This window comes from Acidovorax sp. CCYZU-2555 (genome assembly GCF_018413525.1).
In the GTDB taxonomy this organism is placed as follows: domain Bacteria; phylum Pseudomonadota; class Gammaproteobacteria; order Burkholderiales; family Burkholderiaceae_C; genus Comamonas.
Genome location: NZ_JAHCDD010000009.1, coordinates 51807 through 66467, shown reverse-complemented (window position 1 = coordinate 66467; position 14661 = coordinate 51807). Strand labels below are relative to the sequence as shown.

The 14661-nt window shown below is 65.1% G+C and carries 14 protein-coding genes; 4 read left to right on the top strand and 10 right to left on the bottom strand.

The annotated features are described in order from the left end of the window. The first annotated feature begins 3 nt into the window (after positions 1-3). On the top strand, positions 4-981 hold the full coding sequence (locus tag KHY18_RS04905) for a LysR substrate-binding domain-containing protein (RefSeq protein WP_213294948.1): 978 nt from the start codon (positions 4-6) through the stop codon (positions 979-981). Between the two features lie 3 nt (positions 982-984). On the opposite strand, the gene tyrS is transcribed toward KHY18_RS04905, so the two are convergent. Continuing rightward, a complete protein-coding gene (gene tyrS, locus KHY18_RS04900; RefSeq protein ID WP_213294946.1) occupies positions 985-2217 on the bottom strand; it encodes a tyrosine--tRNA ligase in 1233 nt (410 codons plus the stop codon). Between the two features lie 182 nt (positions 2218-2399). On the opposite strand from tyrS, the gene KHY18_RS04895 reads away from it, so the two are divergent. Together KHY18_RS04895 and KHY18_RS04890 are read left to right on the top strand one after the other, a co-directional pair. Continuing rightward, the gene (locus tag KHY18_RS04895) at positions 2400-3758 is read left to right on the top strand and encodes a M23 family metallopeptidase (RefSeq protein WP_213294944.1); all 1359 of its coding nucleotides are present in this window, start codon (positions 2400-2402) and stop codon (positions 3756-3758) included. A gap of 83 nt (positions 3759-3841) precedes the next feature. Continuing rightward, positions 3842-4969, top strand: coding sequence for an anhydro-N-acetylmuramic acid kinase (locus KHY18_RS04890; RefSeq protein ID WP_213294943.1), 1128 nt, complete (start codon positions 3842-3844; stop codon positions 4967-4969). Here KHY18_RS04890 and mdtD read toward each other — a convergent pair. From mdtD to rplM, 5 genes are all read right to left on the bottom strand, one after another. Next, positions 4966-6345, bottom strand: a complete 1380-nt coding sequence (gene mdtD / locus KHY18_RS04885; protein WP_213294941.1) for a multidrug transporter subunit MdtD — start codon at positions 6343-6345, stop codon at positions 4966-4968. The two genes, KHY18_RS04890 and mdtD, sit on opposite strands and share 4 nt — an antisense overlap. A 106-nt stretch (positions 6346-6451) precedes the next feature. Next, on the bottom strand, positions 6452-6817 hold the full coding sequence (erpA, locus tag KHY18_RS04880; RefSeq protein WP_213294938.1) for an iron-sulfur cluster insertion protein ErpA: 366 nt from the start codon (positions 6815-6817) through the stop codon (positions 6452-6454). A gap of 136 nt (positions 6818-6953) precedes the next feature. Continuing rightward, positions 6954-8483, bottom strand: coding sequence for a methyl-accepting chemotaxis protein (locus tag KHY18_RS04875; RefSeq protein WP_349630250.1), 1530 nt, complete (start codon positions 8481-8483; stop codon positions 6954-6956). 152 nt (positions 8484-8635) lie between these two features. Next, complete coding sequence (gene rpsI / locus KHY18_RS04870) at positions 8636-9028, bottom strand: 30S ribosomal protein S9 (RefSeq protein WP_159917395.1); 393 nt, start codon at positions 9026-9028, stop codon at positions 8636-8638. Between the two features lie 11 nt (positions 9029-9039). Beyond that, positions 9040-9468 (bottom strand): 50S ribosomal protein L13, encoded by a 429-nt coding sequence (gene rplM / locus KHY18_RS04865; protein WP_159917394.1) that lies wholly within the window; start codon positions 9466-9468, stop codon positions 9040-9042. A 264-nt stretch (positions 9469-9732) separates the two neighbouring features. On the opposite strand from rplM, the gene KHY18_RS04860 reads away from it, so the two are divergent. Then, positions 9733-10599, top strand: coding sequence for a 23S rRNA (adenine(2030)-N(6))-methyltransferase RlmJ (locus KHY18_RS04860; protein ID WP_213294935.1), 867 nt, complete (start codon positions 9733-9735; stop codon positions 10597-10599). Positions 10600-10660: 61 nt separating this feature from the next. On the opposite strand, the gene KHY18_RS04855 is transcribed toward KHY18_RS04860, so the two are convergent. The 4 genes from KHY18_RS04855 to ahcY form a co-directional block, all read right to left on the bottom strand. Further along, entirely contained in the window at positions 10661-11398 is a 738-nt protein-coding gene (locus tag KHY18_RS04855) for a septal ring lytic transglycosylase RlpA family protein (RefSeq protein WP_502768299.1), read from the bottom strand. An 86-nt stretch (positions 11399-11484) separates the two neighbouring features. Next, entirely contained in the window at positions 11485-12324 is an 840-nt protein-coding gene (gene metF, locus KHY18_RS04850; RefSeq protein WP_213294932.1) for a methylenetetrahydrofolate reductase [NAD(P)H], read from the bottom strand. Further along, positions 12321-13103 carry a TlyA family RNA methyltransferase gene (locus KHY18_RS04845; RefSeq protein WP_213294929.1) on the bottom strand — a complete coding sequence of 261 codons (783 nt, stop codon included), beginning with the start codon at positions 13101-13103 and terminating at the stop codon, positions 12321-12323. The genes metF and KHY18_RS04845 overlap by 4 nt, the downstream gene beginning before the upstream one ends. 126 nt (positions 13104-13229) lie before the next feature. After that, the gene (gene ahcY, locus KHY18_RS04840; protein ID WP_213294927.1) at positions 13230-14660 is read right to left on the bottom strand and encodes an adenosylhomocysteinase; all 1431 of its coding nucleotides are present in this window, start codon (positions 14658-14660) and stop codon (positions 13230-13232) included. Position 14661 lies beyond the last annotated feature (1 nt).

The window sequence follows — 14661 nt, the reverse complement described above, 5'->3', positions numbered from 1 at the left end:
TTCATGCCCTCTTCACCGCTCCTCACTCCGTCGCCCGCCGCGCCGCCGCTGCGCACGCGCGCCGTGGCCGCGGGCCATTTGCGGGCCTTCGTGGCCGCAGCCGAACATCTGAATTTCCGTGCCGCCGCCGACACGCTGGCGCTCACGCCCTCGGCCGTGAGCCGGCAGATCCAGGCGCTGGAAGACGAAGTCGGCGTGGCGCTGTTCCTGCGCCACACGCGCGCCGTCGAACTCACCAGCGCGGGCGTGCACCTGCTGCGCGCGGTCGCGCCGGGGCTGGAGCGCATCGACGCCGCCGTGCGCCAGCTGCGCCAGACGGCGGGGCGAAAAAGCGTGGCGATCACCACCTGGGCGAGTTTTGCGGCCATGTGGCTGATTCCGCGGCTGGAAGCCTTTCAGCGTGAATTTCCCGATATCGACATCCGCATCGACACCTCGGACACCGTGATGGACATGGAGACCACCGATGTCGATCTCGCGCTGCGCTACAGCCGCGCGCCCGAAGGCGCGGGCGCCGAACGCCTGTTTGGCGAACAACTGGCCGTGGTCGCCAGCCCCTGGCTGCTGCGCAGCCAGCCGGCCATACGCACTCCGGCCGATGCCGCGCGTTTCACGCTGATTGAAACCGGCGACGCGCAGCGCCTGCCGCAACTCGCCTGGCTGGGCTGGCAGCGCTGGTTCCATGCGCACGGCAGCGAACCCTTGCAGCCGCCGCGCTGGCTCTATTTCAATTACGCCCACCAGATCGTGCAGGCCGCGCTCGCGGGCCAGGGCCTGGCAATCGCGCGCCTGCCGCTGGTCGCCGACGCACTGGCCAGCGGCGACCTGGTCGAGGTGCTGCCCACGCACCGGCTCGATTCGCCCCTGGCCTATTGGCTTCTGCCCGGCCCGCGCAGCGCGCCGCGCCCCGAAGTGCAGGCCTTCTGCGACTGGCTGCGCGACCAGGCCGCGCTGACGCGCGCGGCCATGGGTACGCCCTGAAAATCAACCCAGGGTGACGCGCGCGAACTTGCGCTTGCCGACCTGCACCACGAAAGTGCCGGCGTCGAGCTTGAGGCCGCGATCGCTGATCACCGCACCATCGACGCGCACGCCGCCGCCGTCGATCAGGCGGTTGGCTTCGCTGCTCGACGGCGCGAGATTCGCCTGCTTGAGCAGCGCGGCTATGCCCAGCGGAGCGCCGGACAGCTGGATTTCCGGGATTTCATCGGGCACACCACCCTTGCTGCGGTTGATGAAGTCCTGCTCCGCGGCATCGGCGGCAGCGGCCGAATGGAAGCGCGCGGTGATTTCCTTGGCCAGCATGACCTTGGCATCCTTGGGATTGCGCCCGCCCGCGACTTCGGCCTTGAGAGCGGCGATGTCGGCCAGGCTCTTGAACGACAGCAGCGTGTACCAGTCCCACATCAGCGTGTCCGAAATCGACAGCACCTTGGCGAACATGGTGTTGGCTTCCTCGGTGATGCCGATGTAGTTGTTCTTGGACTTGGACATCTTGTCCACGCCGTCCAGGCCCACGAGCAGCGGCATGGTGAGCACGCACTGCGGCTCCTGGCCGTATTCCTGCTGCAGATGGCGGCCCATCAACAGGTTGAACTTCTGATCGGTACCGCCGAGTTCCAGGTCGGCCTTGAGCGCCACCGAGTCATAGCCCTGCAGCAAGGGGTAGAGGAATTCGTGCAGCGAAATCGACTGGCCGCCGTGGAAGCGCTTGTGGAAATCGTCGCGCTCCATCATGCGTGCCACGGTGTACTTGGCCGACAGCTCGATCATGCCGCGCGCGCCGAGCTTGTCGCACCATTCGCTGTTGTAGCGCACTTCGGTGCGCGCCGGGTCGAGCACCATCGCCGCCTGGCGGTAGTAGGTTTCGGCGTTGATCTTGATCTGCTCGGCCGTGAGCGGCGGGCGTGTGGAGTTGCGGCCCGAGGGGTCGCCGATCAGCGTGGTGAAATCGCCGATCAGGAAAATCACCTGATGGCCCAGATCTTGCAGCTGGCGCATCTTGTTGAGCACCACCGTATGACCGATATGAATGTCCGGCGCCGTAGGATCAAGACCGAGCTTCACCCGCAAAGGCACGCCCGTGGCGGCCGAACGCGCGAGTTTGCGCGTCCATTCCTCCTGGGGCAGCAGTTCTTCGACGCCGCGCAAAGTGATTTCAAGCGCTTGTCCTACCTCTTCGGTGACAGGGTATGTTGTAACAGCAGGTTGATTCATAAGGGTTTTTTTCGATGCTGGGGAAGTACCCCCCGTTATAATTCGTGGCTTGTCGCTGTGGCGAATTCTAGTAGGGTCCCCGTATCGACACTGTCGAATGGCCTCCAACCCCTGGAAAGCGCGTCCTGCCGCACCTCCTTTTCCTCGTCCGATTGGACGCGCACCGAAACGGGAACTCCATTTTGAAATCTGGACTGATCATTGCTGGCACTGCCTTGCTGGCGCGGATAAGTAACACCCTGCAACAACACCCCAAGCGTGTTACCGCCGCGCTGGCTGCCGTGTTGCTGACCGGTGGTGGTGGTGCCTTCGCCGTCGCGTCGCTGGGACCCGATCCCGCCGACCTGCCGGTTCGCACCCTGACCCAACAAGTGGCCTCGCTGGCCGACGACACCCCCCTGGTCGAGCTGACCGAGCTGCAGGATTTCGCGCTCTACCGCTCCGACCTGTCGCGCAGCAACGATAACGCCGAAGCGCTGCTGCAGCGCCTGGGCGTTGCCGACCCCCAGGCCTCGGCCTACCTGCGCAGCAATGATCAGGTGCGCCAGCACCTGCTCGCTCGCGGCGGCCGTCTGGTGTCGGCAGAAGCCACGAACGACCACCAATTGACGCGCCTGACCGCTCGCTGGGCGCCCGATGACGACAGCACCAAGTTCCAGCGCCTGGTCGTCGAACGCAAGGACAAGGGTTTCGTCACCCGCCTCGAAACCGGCGATCTGGTGTCGAACAACCGCCTCGCGGGCGGCGTGATCCAAAGCTCGCTGTTCGCCGCGACCGATGCCTCCAACATTCCCGACGCCGTTGCCACACAGCTGGCCGAAGTCTTCAACGGCAAGATCGACTTCCGCCGTTCGCTGCGCAAGAACGACCGCTTCACCCTGGTCTACGAAACGCTGGAAGCCGATGGCGAGCCCCTGCGCAGCGGCCGTCTGCTGAGCGCTGAATTCCACAACAATGGCGATGTGCACCAGGCCATGTGGTTCCAGGAACCCGGCACCAAGGGCGCCTACTACGGCCTCGACGGCTCCAGCCTCGAACGCTCCTACCTCTCGGCACCTCTGGCATTCTCGCGCGTGAGCAGCGGCTTCGCCATGCGTTTCCACCCTATCCAGAAGACCTGGCGCGCGCACAGCGGCACCGACTTCGCGGCCCCCACGGGCACGGCAGTCCGCAGCGTGGCCGATGGCGTGGTGGAATTTTCGGGCGTGCAAAACGGTTACGGCAACGTGATCTTCGTCAAGCACCCCGACAACAACGTGACTGTGTACGCCCACCTGAGCCGCATGGACGTGCGCAAGGGCGCGCGCGTCGAGCAAGGCGCGACCATTGGCGCCGTCGGCTCCACCGGTTGGGCCACGGGCCCCCACCTGCACTTTGAAGTGCGCGTGAATGGCCAGGCCCAGGACCCGCTGACCGTCATCGGCAAGGCCCAGGCAGCACGCCCGGTGTCTACCGCGTCGCGCGCAGTCTTCAACCGCAAGGCCGAGCAAATGCGCATGGCCCTCGACTCCGCCGGCCAGACCCTGGCCAGCGCTGAATAAGCCCCCACCTGCCTCCCCCCGAAAAGCCGCTGCAAAGCGGCTTTTTTCATGTCTGCGGTGCACCACGCCGCTAACATGGCCCCATGACCTCTGCTGCCCCCAACCCGGATCTCTATATCGGCCTGATGTCGGGCACCTCGCTCGATGGCGTTGACGGGGTGCTGGTCGACTTCCAGGGCCACACACATGTATTGCAGCATGCGAGCTGCGGCTTCGATGTCGGACTGCGCGCCGAGCTGCTGGCGCTCAATGCCGCAGGCGACAACGAGCTGCACCGCGCGGCGCTCGCGGCCAACGCCCTGGTCGCATGCTATGCCGACGTGGTGGAGCAACTGCTGCAGCGCGCGGGCCTGCCCGCACATGCGGTGCAGGCGATAGGCGCCCACGGCCAGACCGTGCGCCACCGCCCGCAGATGTTCGACGGCACGGGCTATACGCTGCAGCTCAACAACCCGGCGCTGCTGGCCGAGCGCTGCGGCATCAGCGTCGTCGCCGATTTCCGCAGCCGCGACGTCGCCGCGGGCGGCCAGGGCGCGCCGCTGGTGCCGGCCTTCCACCAGAGCGTGTTCGGCCGCGCCGGACAGACGCTGCTGGCGCTCAACATCGGCGGAATTTCCAATATCAGCGTGCTGCCCGCCGATGAAGAGGTCAGCGGCTTCGATTGCGGCCCGGGCAATGCCCTCATGGACGCCTGGTGCCAGCGCCACACCGGCAAGGCCTATGACGACGATGGCGCCTGGGCGGCCAGCGGCAGCGTGCTGCCCGCGCTGCTGCAGCAGCTGCTCGACGAGCCTTTTCTGCAGCAGCCGCCGCCCAAGAGCACGGGCCGCGATCTGTTCAGCCTGGACTGGATGCAACAGGTGCTTGGCACGTTGCCTGTCGACACCCGCGCCGAAGACGTGCAGGCCACGCTGACCGAGTTCACCGCGCGCGCCTGCGCCGACGCAGCGCTGCGCTGGGGCCGGGAGGCGACACAACTGCTGGTCTGCGGCGGCGGCGCGCTCAACGGCCATCTGATGGCGCGCATCACGGCCCTGCTGCCCGGCATGCAGGTGCAAAGCACCACGGCCAGCGGCCTGCCGCCATTGCAAGTGGAAGCCACGGCTTTCGCCTGGCTCGCGCGCCAGACGCTGCGGGGCCTGCCGGGCAATCTCGCGCGCGTGACCGGCGCACGCGGGCCGCGCGTATTGGGCGCGATCTACCCGGCCTAGCGGGACCGGGGCAGCAGCGGATCAAGCCGCGTGAAAATCGACGCTGAAAACAACGTCATCACGCCCATGCAGATGAAAGTCGCCTGGAATGCCGGCAGGCTGCCCGCCGTGCCGGCCTGGCCCCAGAGCGCGTGAAAGCCCGCGAGCACCGCGCCCGCGACCGCCACACCCATGCCCATGGCCAACATCTGCACCATCGACAGCAGACTGTTGCCGCTGCTTGCGTACTCCGCTTCGAGGTCCTTGAGCGTGACCGAGTTCATGCCCATGAACTGCATGGAATTGCTCGCGCCGAACACCAGCAGCTGCGCGACACGCAGCCAGAACGGCTGCTCGGGCGTGATCAGCGCAAAGCTCGCGATCATCACGGCCAGCACGCCGGTGTTCACGACCAGCGTGCGCCGGTAGCCCCAGCGCTGGATCAGCCGCGTGCCCACCGGCTTGACCAGCATGCTGGCCAGCACCGTGGGCAGCATCATCATGCCGGCCTGCATGGGCGACAGGCCTATGCAGACCTGCAGCACCAGCGGAATCAGAAACGGAATGCTGGAGCTTCCCAGACGCGTGAACAGATTGCCCAGCAGGCCCACGCGCAGGCTGCGCACCGCGAACAGCTCGGGCGCGAACAGCGGATCGGGCCGGCGCCGCGCATGCCACCAATAGACCAGCAGGCTCGCCAGGCCGGACAACAGCAGCGCGCCGGCACCGGCCGCGCCCATGAAGTGCAGCCCTTCGAGCGACAGCGACACCGCCACCATGCCGAACGCCAGCAGCGCATAGCCTGCGACATCGAAGCGCTTCAGGCGCAGCAGCAAGGAGTCGGGCATGAAGCGCAGCGTGGCCAGCAGTCCGATCGCGCCCACGGGCACATTGACCAGGAAGATCCAGTGCCAGGTCGCATACTCGACCATCCAGCCGCCCAGCGTGGGGCCCACCAGCGGCCCGATCAGGCCGGGCAGCGTGACGAAGCTCATGGCGCGCAGGAACTGCTCGCGCGGAAAGGCGCGCAGCACGGCCAGCCGCCCCACGGGCATCAGCAGCGCGCCGCCGCAGCCCTGAATGATGCGCGCCAGCACCAGCTGGTTCAAGCTCGCGGCGAGCGCGCACAGCACCGATCCCAGCACGAACAGCGCGATCGCCAGCAGATAGACGCGGCGCGTGCCAAACCGGTCAGCGACCCAGCCCGAGGCCGGAATGACCATCGCCATGGTCAGCGAATAGGCGACGATCACCGACTGCATGCGCAGCGGGCTTTCGCCCAGAGCCGCGGCCATGGTCGGCAAGGCCGTGTTGACGATGGTCGCATCCAGCGTCTGCATGAAGAAGCCGATGGCGACCAGCCACAGCAGTACGGAATTCGAGCGGGCGAGCGTCATGGGAAAGCGTCAAGGCAGCCAACAAACGGGCATAAAAAAGCCGCCTGGCAGGCGGCTGGGCAGAGGACTCCGCAGGTGCACGGAGTCCAAGGCTAATGTGTATCGCTCAGGCCGAGAAGCTCGAGCCGCAGCCGCAGGTGGTGGTGGCGTTCGGGTTCTTGATCACGAACTGCGCGCCCTGCAGGTCTTCCTTGTAGTCGATCTCGGCGCCCACCAGGTACTGGTAGCTCATGGCGTCGATCAGCAGCGACACGCCATGCTTGGTCATGGTGGTGTCGTCTTCGTTGGTGATTTCATCGAATGTGAAACCGTACTGGAAACCCGAGCAGCCGCCGCCTTGCACGAACACGCGCAGCTTCAACTCAGGATTGCCTTCTTCGGCGATCAGATCTGCCACTTTCGCCGCCGCGCTATCGGTGAAGACGATGGGAGAAGGCATTTCGCTCTGGATGTTTTCTGCAACGGCGCTCATGTGGGTACTCCGATATTCAAGGTTTGAGGGAAATGGTACTGCAAATCGCTCGGGAATTCGGACCCTCCCGTGCTTGCCGCCAATGCAAGTGGGGCCTTTACCCACAGATGCGTTCCAGCGCAGCGCGCCCGCAGCGTCAATGTGCGAGCTTGAAGGCCGCCACCGCCCGCACCAGTTGCTGGGCCTGCGCCTGCATGCTGGCCGCGGCCGCGGCACTTTCCTCGACCAGCGCGGCATTCTGCTGCGTGACCTGGTCCATCTGGATGATGGCTTCACCGACCTGTGCCACGCCCGTGCTCTGCTCGGCGCTGGCCGAACTGATCTCGGCCATGATGTCCGTGACGCGCTGCACCGCGCCGACGACTTCGTCCATGGTGGTGCCGGCCCTGTCGACCAGCGCGCTGCCTTGATCGACACATTCCACACTGGCGCTGATCAGGTGCTTGATTTCCTTGGCGGCCTGGGCCGAGCGGCTCGCGAGGCTGCGCACCTCGCTGGCGACCACCGCGAAGCCCCGGCCCTGCTCGCCGGCGCGCGCCGCCTCGACCGCGGCGTTCAGTGCCAGGATGTTCGTCTGGAAAGCGATGCTGTCGATCACGCCGATGATGTCGGTAATCTTCCTGGAGCTGTCATTGATCGTCTTCATCGTCTCGGTGACCTGACTCACCACCGCTCCGCCGCGCACGGCCGCCGTCGATGCGGTCTGCGCCAGCGCATTGGCGTGGCGCGCATGGTCGGCGTTCTGTTTGACGGTGGCGCTGAGTTGCTCCATCGAAGCCGCCGTCTCTTCCAGCGCCGACGCCTGCTCCTCGGTGCGCTGGCTCAGATCGCTGTTGCCCTGGGCAATCTGCGAAGACGCCGTCGCCACCGACTCCGAACTCTGGCGCACTTCGCCCACCACGCGTGTCAGGCTGACCTGCATATGCTGGAGCGCCGTCAGCAACTGCGCGGTTTCGTCCTTGCCCTGCACCTCGAACTGCCGGCTCAAATCACCCGCGGCCACGGCGCGCGCCACTTCCACCGCGCGACCGATGGGGCGCGTGATGGTGCGGCTGAACAGCACGCCCGCACCCAGGCCCGCACCGAAGACCACGAACATCAGCGCCAGGGAAATGGTGTTGGCGCGTTGCGCGCCGCTGTCGGCGCGCAGCGACTGCGCGACGCTGTCGGCCGCGATCTTGTCCCTGGATTCGTCGAGCAGCCTGGCGGGCTCGCGGTCTATGCCCTGCACTGCGGCGTCGCCCGCCGTGGGATCGAAATCGGCGGCCTTGAAGGCCTCGAAGCCGCGCTGATAGCTCTGCGCCATCGCTGCATGCGAGGCCGCGAACTTTTCCACCAGCACCCGCGCTTCACCGGCGGGCAGGCCCGCGATCAGCTTGCGGCTGCCCTGGTCCACGTCGCGCGAAAGTTGATTGAATGCACTCCAGTGCCTGTCCAGCGCCTTGGGGTCCTTGCCCCGCACCAGCACGTTCTTCCATTCCTGCACCTGTGTCTTGAACCCCAGCGCCATGTCGGCAACGTCGCGTTCGCTGTCATGACCGGCCTTGACCGTCGTCGCATAGGTGGCCAGCGACTGGTTCAGGTTGTAGATGCCGAACAGCGCGGCGCACAGCATGAGGAGCAGCGATGCGGCAATGACCAGGGGGAGTTTGAGGCTGAGTTTCACAATTTTTCCCGCCCTGCGTTTTCAGGGCAGAGAAGCTTAGAAGTCGATGCGGCGCATGTGCCCAAAGGGACACGCCCATTAAAAAAGCCACCCGAAGGTGGCTTTTTTTTGCGCCTGCCGAAGAGACTCCGGCAGACTGCAGTGCTGTGAGCTTAACGCTTCGAGAACTGCTTGGCGCGGCGCGCACCGCGCAGACCGACCTTCTTACGTTCGACTTCACGGGCATCGCGCGTCACGAAGCCAGCTTGGCTCAGGACGGGCTTCAGGCCTGCGTCATAGTCGATCAGGGCGCGCGTGATGCCGTGACGGGCAGCACCGGCCTGGCCGGATTCGCCGCCGCCGTGCACGTTGATTTGCACGTCGAAAGCTTCGAGGTTTTCCGTGAGTGCCAGCGGTTGCTTAGCAATCATGATGGAAGTTTCGCGGCCGAAGTACTCTTGAATGTCTTTGCCATTCACAGTAATCTTGCCGGAACCTTTTTTCAGAAACACGCGGGCGACGCTGGATTTGCGACGGCCTGTGCCATTGTTCCAATCACCAATCATCTCAAGGCTCCTTAGATTTCCAGCGCTTTGGGCTGCTGTGCGGTGTGGGGATGCTCAGCACCGCCATACACCTTGAGTTTCTTGATCATGGCGTAGCCCAGAGGACCCTTGGGCAGCATGCCCTTGACGGCCTTTTCCAGAGCACGACCTGGGTGCTTCGACTGCATATCACGGAAGTTCGTGGCAGTGATGCCGCCCGGGTAGCCGGAATGACGGTAGTACACCTTGTCCAGGGACTTGGTGCCAGTCACTTTGAGCTGGGCTGCGTTGATGATGACGATGAAGTCGCCGGTATCAACGTGAGGTGTGTAAATGGCTTTGTGTTTGCCGCGCAGACGGAGGGCAACTTCGCTGGCTACCCGTCCGAGCACCTTGTCGGTGGCGTCAATCACAAACCACTCGTGTTGCACCTCAGCGGGTTTTGCGCTGAATGTAGACATGAGTTTTCTCTTTTCGATAAGAGGGTTTGAAGGTCCTTTTCCACGGTCGGCGCTTCTCTGAAGGAAGCCTCTTAGGTGGCGATGCCCACAGCATTGCATGCTGCAAACACTCCGCCGCGGGACCAAAAAATCGCTGCGAAGCTCTCCATTATACGAAATGCGCAACCCTTGTGCTGCATGGCCTTGGCCGGCATGTAAAAATACCTGCCCATTCCCAAAGACCTGCGCTCTTGCCTCCTGGCAGCGTCTGGTTACCATTGCCCCATGTTCAGTTATCGCCACGCCTTCCATGCGGGCAACCACGCCGACGTGCTCAAGCACGCGGTGCTGATTGCCACCTTGCAATACCTCACGCAGAAAGACGCGGCGTTGACCGTTCTGGATACGCACGCCGGCGCGGGCCTGTACCGCCTCGACGGCGACTACGCCAGCAAGAGCGGTGAAGCCAGCGAAGGCGTGCTCAAGCTCGCGGCCACGCCGACCGAAGAGCTCGCGCCCATCCTGCAGGAATACCTGGCGCTGGTGCGCTCCTTCAATCAGGGCAGCACCATCCGCAACTATCCGGGCTCGCCATTCATCAGCCAGGCACTGTTGCGCTCCCACGACAAACTCAAGCTGTTCGAGCTGCACCCGACCGACATGCGCTCGCTGGCCGGCAACGTGACCCAGCTCGACGCCGGCCGCCAGCTGGCCGTGCTGCACGAAGACGGCTTCGAAGGCGTGAAGAAATTCCTGCCGCCGGTGTCGCGCCGCGCGCTGCTGCTGTGCGACCCGAGCTACGAAATCAAGACCGACTACGGCCGCGTGCTCGACATGGTGACCGACAGCCTCAAGCGCTTTCCCACGGGCACCTACGCCGTCTGGTACCCGATCATTCCGCGCCCCGAAGCCCACGACCTGCCGCGTCGCCTCAAGACCATGGCCGTCAAGGCCGGCAAGAGCTGGCTGCATGTGACGCTGACCGTGAAGAGCAACAAGACGTCCGAGCGCGGCGGCCTGCCCGCCAGCGGCATGTTCATCATCAGCCCGCCGTTCCAGCTCAAGGAACTGCTCAAGCCCGCCATGCCCCAGCTGGTCAAGCTGCTGGGCCAGGATGGCAACGCGACGTTCTCGCTCGAATCCGGCGGCTGATTCTCGGCACCGAAACCAGAAAAAAAGCCAGGCAGATGCCTGGCTTTTTTGCATTCGCGCCTCAGCGCTTGCGCGGCCTGGGCGCCACGACTTTCTTGCGCGGCGCGGGGCTGGCTTTCTTCTGCACATTGGCGACGGGCTTGGCCGCCGCGGGCTCGGCGTCGGCCGCGGCTTCGTCGAACATTTCGGGGCACTCTTCCTCATCCTTGTCGAGCTGCCACAGCTCGACCGGCTTGATGCCCAGGCCGACCATGCCCAGCGCTTCGGCCGCGCCCTGGCTCAGATCGATCACGCGGCCATGCGAGAACGGCCCGCGGTCATTGATGCGCACCACCACGGCCTTGCCGGTGATGCTGCTGCGCACGCACACGCGCGTGCCGAATGCCAGCGTACGGTGCGCGGCCGTCAGATCCTGGCTGTCGAAGCGCTCGCCGCTGGCGGTGCGCCGGCCGTGAAAGCGCGGACCGTACCAGGACGCGAGACCTTGCTGATCGCTTTCGCGCGGCGGCGACAGGTCATAGGTCGACGACGCCGGCGGCTCGGCGGGCTCGACCACGGGCGGCAGCGCCGGTTTGGGCTTGCGCGGCGGCCGCGGCCGGGACGGCGCGGGGCGCTCGAAAGGCTCTAGCGGCTGCAGCGACTCGGACGGTGCGGGACAGGGCTGGGTCGTGGTGTCGCCCTCACCGCCGCCCACGGGCACGGTGCAGGTCGACAGCGCTTCGTCGGACTCCGGGGCTACGGGCAGGGGCGTACAGGCAGCAAGCCATAACGACATGCCGACCACGCCCGACCAGCGCATCCACCGCGCGAGGCGGCTATTGCTTTCATCCATTGTGTCTCCTGGAATGGCGGCGCAAGCGCGCAACGCCGGGCCGGCCGCAATGATTACAAGCCCAGCCGCTGGGCGATGGCCAGTACGGCGGCGCTCTGGTTCATGGTGTAGAAGTGCAGGCTGGGTGCACCTTGACTGCGCAGACGTTCGCACAATTCGGTCACCACATCCAAGCCAAAAGCCTTGATGGATGCAGTGTCATCGCCATAGCCCTGCAGGCGCAGACGGATCCAGCGCGGAATCTCGGCGCCGCAGGCGTCCGAAAAGCGCAACAGCTGCGTCGAGCTGGTGATGGGCATGATGCCGGGCACCACGGGAACGTCCAGGCCCAGCGCGCGTGCGCTGTCGACAAAGCGGAAGTAGGCGTCGGCGTTGTAGAAATACTGCGTGATCGCCGAGTCGGCACCGGCGTTGACCTTGGCGGCGAACGCCTGCAGGTCGGCGTCGGGCGAGCGCGCCTGGGGGTGCATTTCGGGATAGGCCGCGACTTCGATGTGGAAGGCGTCGCCGAACTCCGCGCGAATGAACGCCACCAGATCGCTCGCGTACTGGAACTCACCGCCCAGGCCGTAGCCGCTGGGCAGATCGCCGCGCAGCGCGACCAGGCGCGAAATGCCCATGGATTGCAGTTGGCGCAGCTCGGCGCGCACGCTTTCGCGCGTCGCGCCCACGCACGAGAAGTGCGAAGCCGCGCTCATGCCTTCCTGCTGGATTTCCTGCACCAGGCTGAAGGTGCCCGACTGGGTCGAGCCACCAGCGCCATAGGTCACCGAGCAGAACTCGGGCCGGCGCACGGACAGTTGCTGGCGCACGGCGCGCAGTTTTTCCGCGCCTTCGGGGGTCTTGGGCGGGAAGAATTCGTAGCTGATGGGAAAGGCGCTGGCCTGGATCATGCGCTCCTCCGCGCGTGTACAAAGAATTCACGGTTGCCGTCACCGCCGGTGATGGGGCTGTCGATCCAGCCGCGCACTTCCAGGCCCAGTTCGGCCAGGCATTCGCGGATGCGCTTCTCGACCACGGCGTACGACGCCGTGTCGCGCACCATGCCGCCCTTGCCGATATGCTCGGGCTGGAGTTCGAACTGCGGCTTGACCAGCATCACCAGGTCTGCGCCCGGTGCCAGGAAAGGCACCACGGCCGGCAGCACCAGCGTCTGCGAGATGAAGGACAGGTCGCCGACGATCAGGTCGAACTGCTGCGATTCATCGGGCGCGCCTTCGAACGCACCGGCTTCGATCAGCGTGTCGACATCCAGCGTGCGCGCATTGACGCGCTCCAGACACACGATCTTCTCGTGGCCGCGCAGCGTCAGGTTGAGCTGGTCATGGCCCACATCGACGCCGACCACGCGCTCGGCGCCCTGCTGCAGCAGGCAGTCGGTGAAGCCGCCCGTGGACTGGCCCACGTCGAGGCACCACTTGCCCTGCGCCGTGAGCTTGAACGACGCCAGCGCGCCTTCGAGCTTGAGCCCGCCGCGCGACACATAGCGCGCCGCGGCCTGATCGAGCAGCTGCAGCTCGGCATCGCCGGCGAGGTCTTCGCTGTTCTTCTTGATGGCTTGCCACACGCCCGTGGCCGCGGTGCGCCACTCGACGCCCGAAGCAATCAGGCGCTGCGCCTGCGCGCGTGAGGCGGCCAGGCCCTGGTCTACTAGCAATTGATCGGCACGCATGGAGAAATCCGTCTTAAAAAGAAATCGCGACCGCCGGCCTGAAGGCCGACGGCAAAGCCACCCCATCGAAGGGGCGAAAAAAGTATCTGGCGGCCATGCCGGCACGCGGCATGGCCTGGTCCGCTTTTAGTAGCGGTACGTATCGGGCTTGTAAGGGCCTTGTTGGGACACGCCGATATAGGCGGCCTGGCCTTCGGTCAGCTCGGTCAGCATCGCGCCGACCTTCTTCAGGTGCAGGCGGGCGACCTTTTCGTCCAGCAGCTTGGGCAGCACGTAGACCTTGCCGACTTCGTAGGCGTCGGGCTTTGTGAACAGCTCGATCTGGGCAATGGTCTGGTTCGCGAACGAAGCGCTCATCACGAAGCTGGGGTGGCCGGTGGCGCAGCCCAGGTTCACCAGACGACCCTTGGCCAGCAGAATGATCTTCTTGCCGTCGGGGAACTTGATGTGGTCGACCTGGGGCTTGATTTCTTCCCACTCGTACTTTTCGATCGATGCGACATCGATTTCATTGTCGAAGTGACCGATGTTGCAGACGATGGCCTGGTCCTTCATCGCCACCATGTGCTCGTGGCGGATGATGTCGCGGTTGCCGGTGGTGGTCACGAAGATGTCGGCCTTGTCGGCCGCCCATTCCATGGTCACGACCTTGTAGCCCTCCATCGCCGCTTGCAGCGCGTTGATCGGGTCGATTTCCGTGACCCAGACCTGGGCGCTCAGTGCGCGCAGCGCCTGGGCGCAGCCCTTGCCCACGTCACCGTAGCCAGCGACCACGGCGACCTTGCCGGCGATCATCACGTCGGTCGCGCGCTTGATGCCGTCGACCAGCGATTCGCGGCAGCCGTACAGGTTGTCGAACTTGCTCTTGGTCACCGAGTCGTTGACGTTGATGGCGCGGAACAGCAGCGTGCCCTTGGCCGACATTTCGTTCAGGCGGTGCACGCCGGTCGTGGTTTCTTCGGTCACGCCGATGATTTCGGCCGACTTGCGCGTGTACCAGGTGGCGTCAACGGCCAGCTTTGCCTTGATCGCGGCGAACATGATGACTTCCTCTTCGCTGCCGGGGTTGGCCAGCACCGACAGGTCCTTCTCGGCCTTCTGGCCCAGATGCATCAGCATGGTGGCATCGCCGCCATCGTCAAGAATCATGTTCGGACCTTCGCCTTCGCTGCCCTTGGGGCCGAAGTCGAAGATGCGGTGGGTGTAGTCCCAGTAGTCGGCCAGCGACTCGCCCTTGATGGCGAACACCGGCGTGCCGCCGTCGGCGATGGCCGCGGCTGCATGGTCCTGCGTCGAGAAGATGTTGCACGATGCCCAGCGCACTTGCGCACCCAGGGCCTGCAGCGTCTCGATCAGCACGGCCGTTTGAATGGTCATGTGCAGCGAGCCGGTGATGCGCGCGCCCTTGAGCGGCTGGGCGGCGGCGAATTCTTCGCGGATCGCCATCAGGCCGGGCATTTCGGTCTCGGCGATGCGGATTTCCTTGTGGCCCCAGTTGGCCAGGGAAATGTCGGCGATGGCCGATTCGACGGGGTTCAGGGGGATAGCTGCGTTCATG

Bases quoted from the DNA above. Each gene is read 5' to 3' on its own strand.
- KHY18_RS04905 (WP_213294948.1), top strand. From the start codon at position 4: ATGCCCTCTTCACCGCTCCTCACTCCGTCGCCCGCCGCGCCGCCGCTG.
- tyrS (WP_213294946.1), bottom strand. From the start codon at position 2,217: ATGAATCAACCTGCTGTTACAACATACCCTGTCACCGAAGAGGTAGGA.
- KHY18_RS04890 (WP_213294943.1), top strand. From the start codon at position 3,842: ATGACCTCTGCTGCCCCCAACCCGGATCTCTATATCGGCCTGATGTCG.
- mdtD (WP_213294941.1), bottom strand. From the start codon at position 6,345: ATGACGCTCGCCCGCTCGAATTCCGTACTGCTGTGGCTGGTCGCCATC.
- erpA (WP_213294938.1), bottom strand. From the start codon at position 6,817: ATGAGCGCCGTTGCAGAAAACATCCAGAGCGAAATGCCTTCTCCCATC.
- rpsI (WP_159917395.1), bottom strand. From the start codon at position 9,028: ATGATTGGTGATTGGAACAATGGCACAGGCCGTCGCAAATCCAGCGTC.
- rplM (WP_159917394.1), bottom strand. From the start codon at position 9,468: ATGTCTACATTCAGCGCAAAACCCGCTGAGGTGCAACACGAGTGGTTT.
- KHY18_RS04860 (WP_213294935.1), top strand. From the start codon at position 9,733: ATGTTCAGTTATCGCCACGCCTTCCATGCGGGCAACCACGCCGACGTG.
- KHY18_RS04855 (WP_502768299.1), bottom strand. From the start codon at position 11,398: ATGCGCTGGTCGGGCGTGGTCGGCATGTCGTTATGGCTTGCTGCCTGT.
- metF (WP_213294932.1), bottom strand. From the start codon at position 12,324: ATGATCCAGGCCAGCGCCTTTCCCATCAGCTACGAATTCTTCCCGCCC.
- KHY18_RS04845 (WP_213294929.1), bottom strand. From the start codon at position 13,103: ATGCGTGCCGATCAATTGCTAGTAGACCAGGGCCTGGCCGCCTCACGC.
- ahcY (WP_213294927.1), bottom strand. From the start codon at position 14,660: ATGAACGCAGCTATCCCCCTGAACCCCGTCGAATCGGCCATCGCCGAC.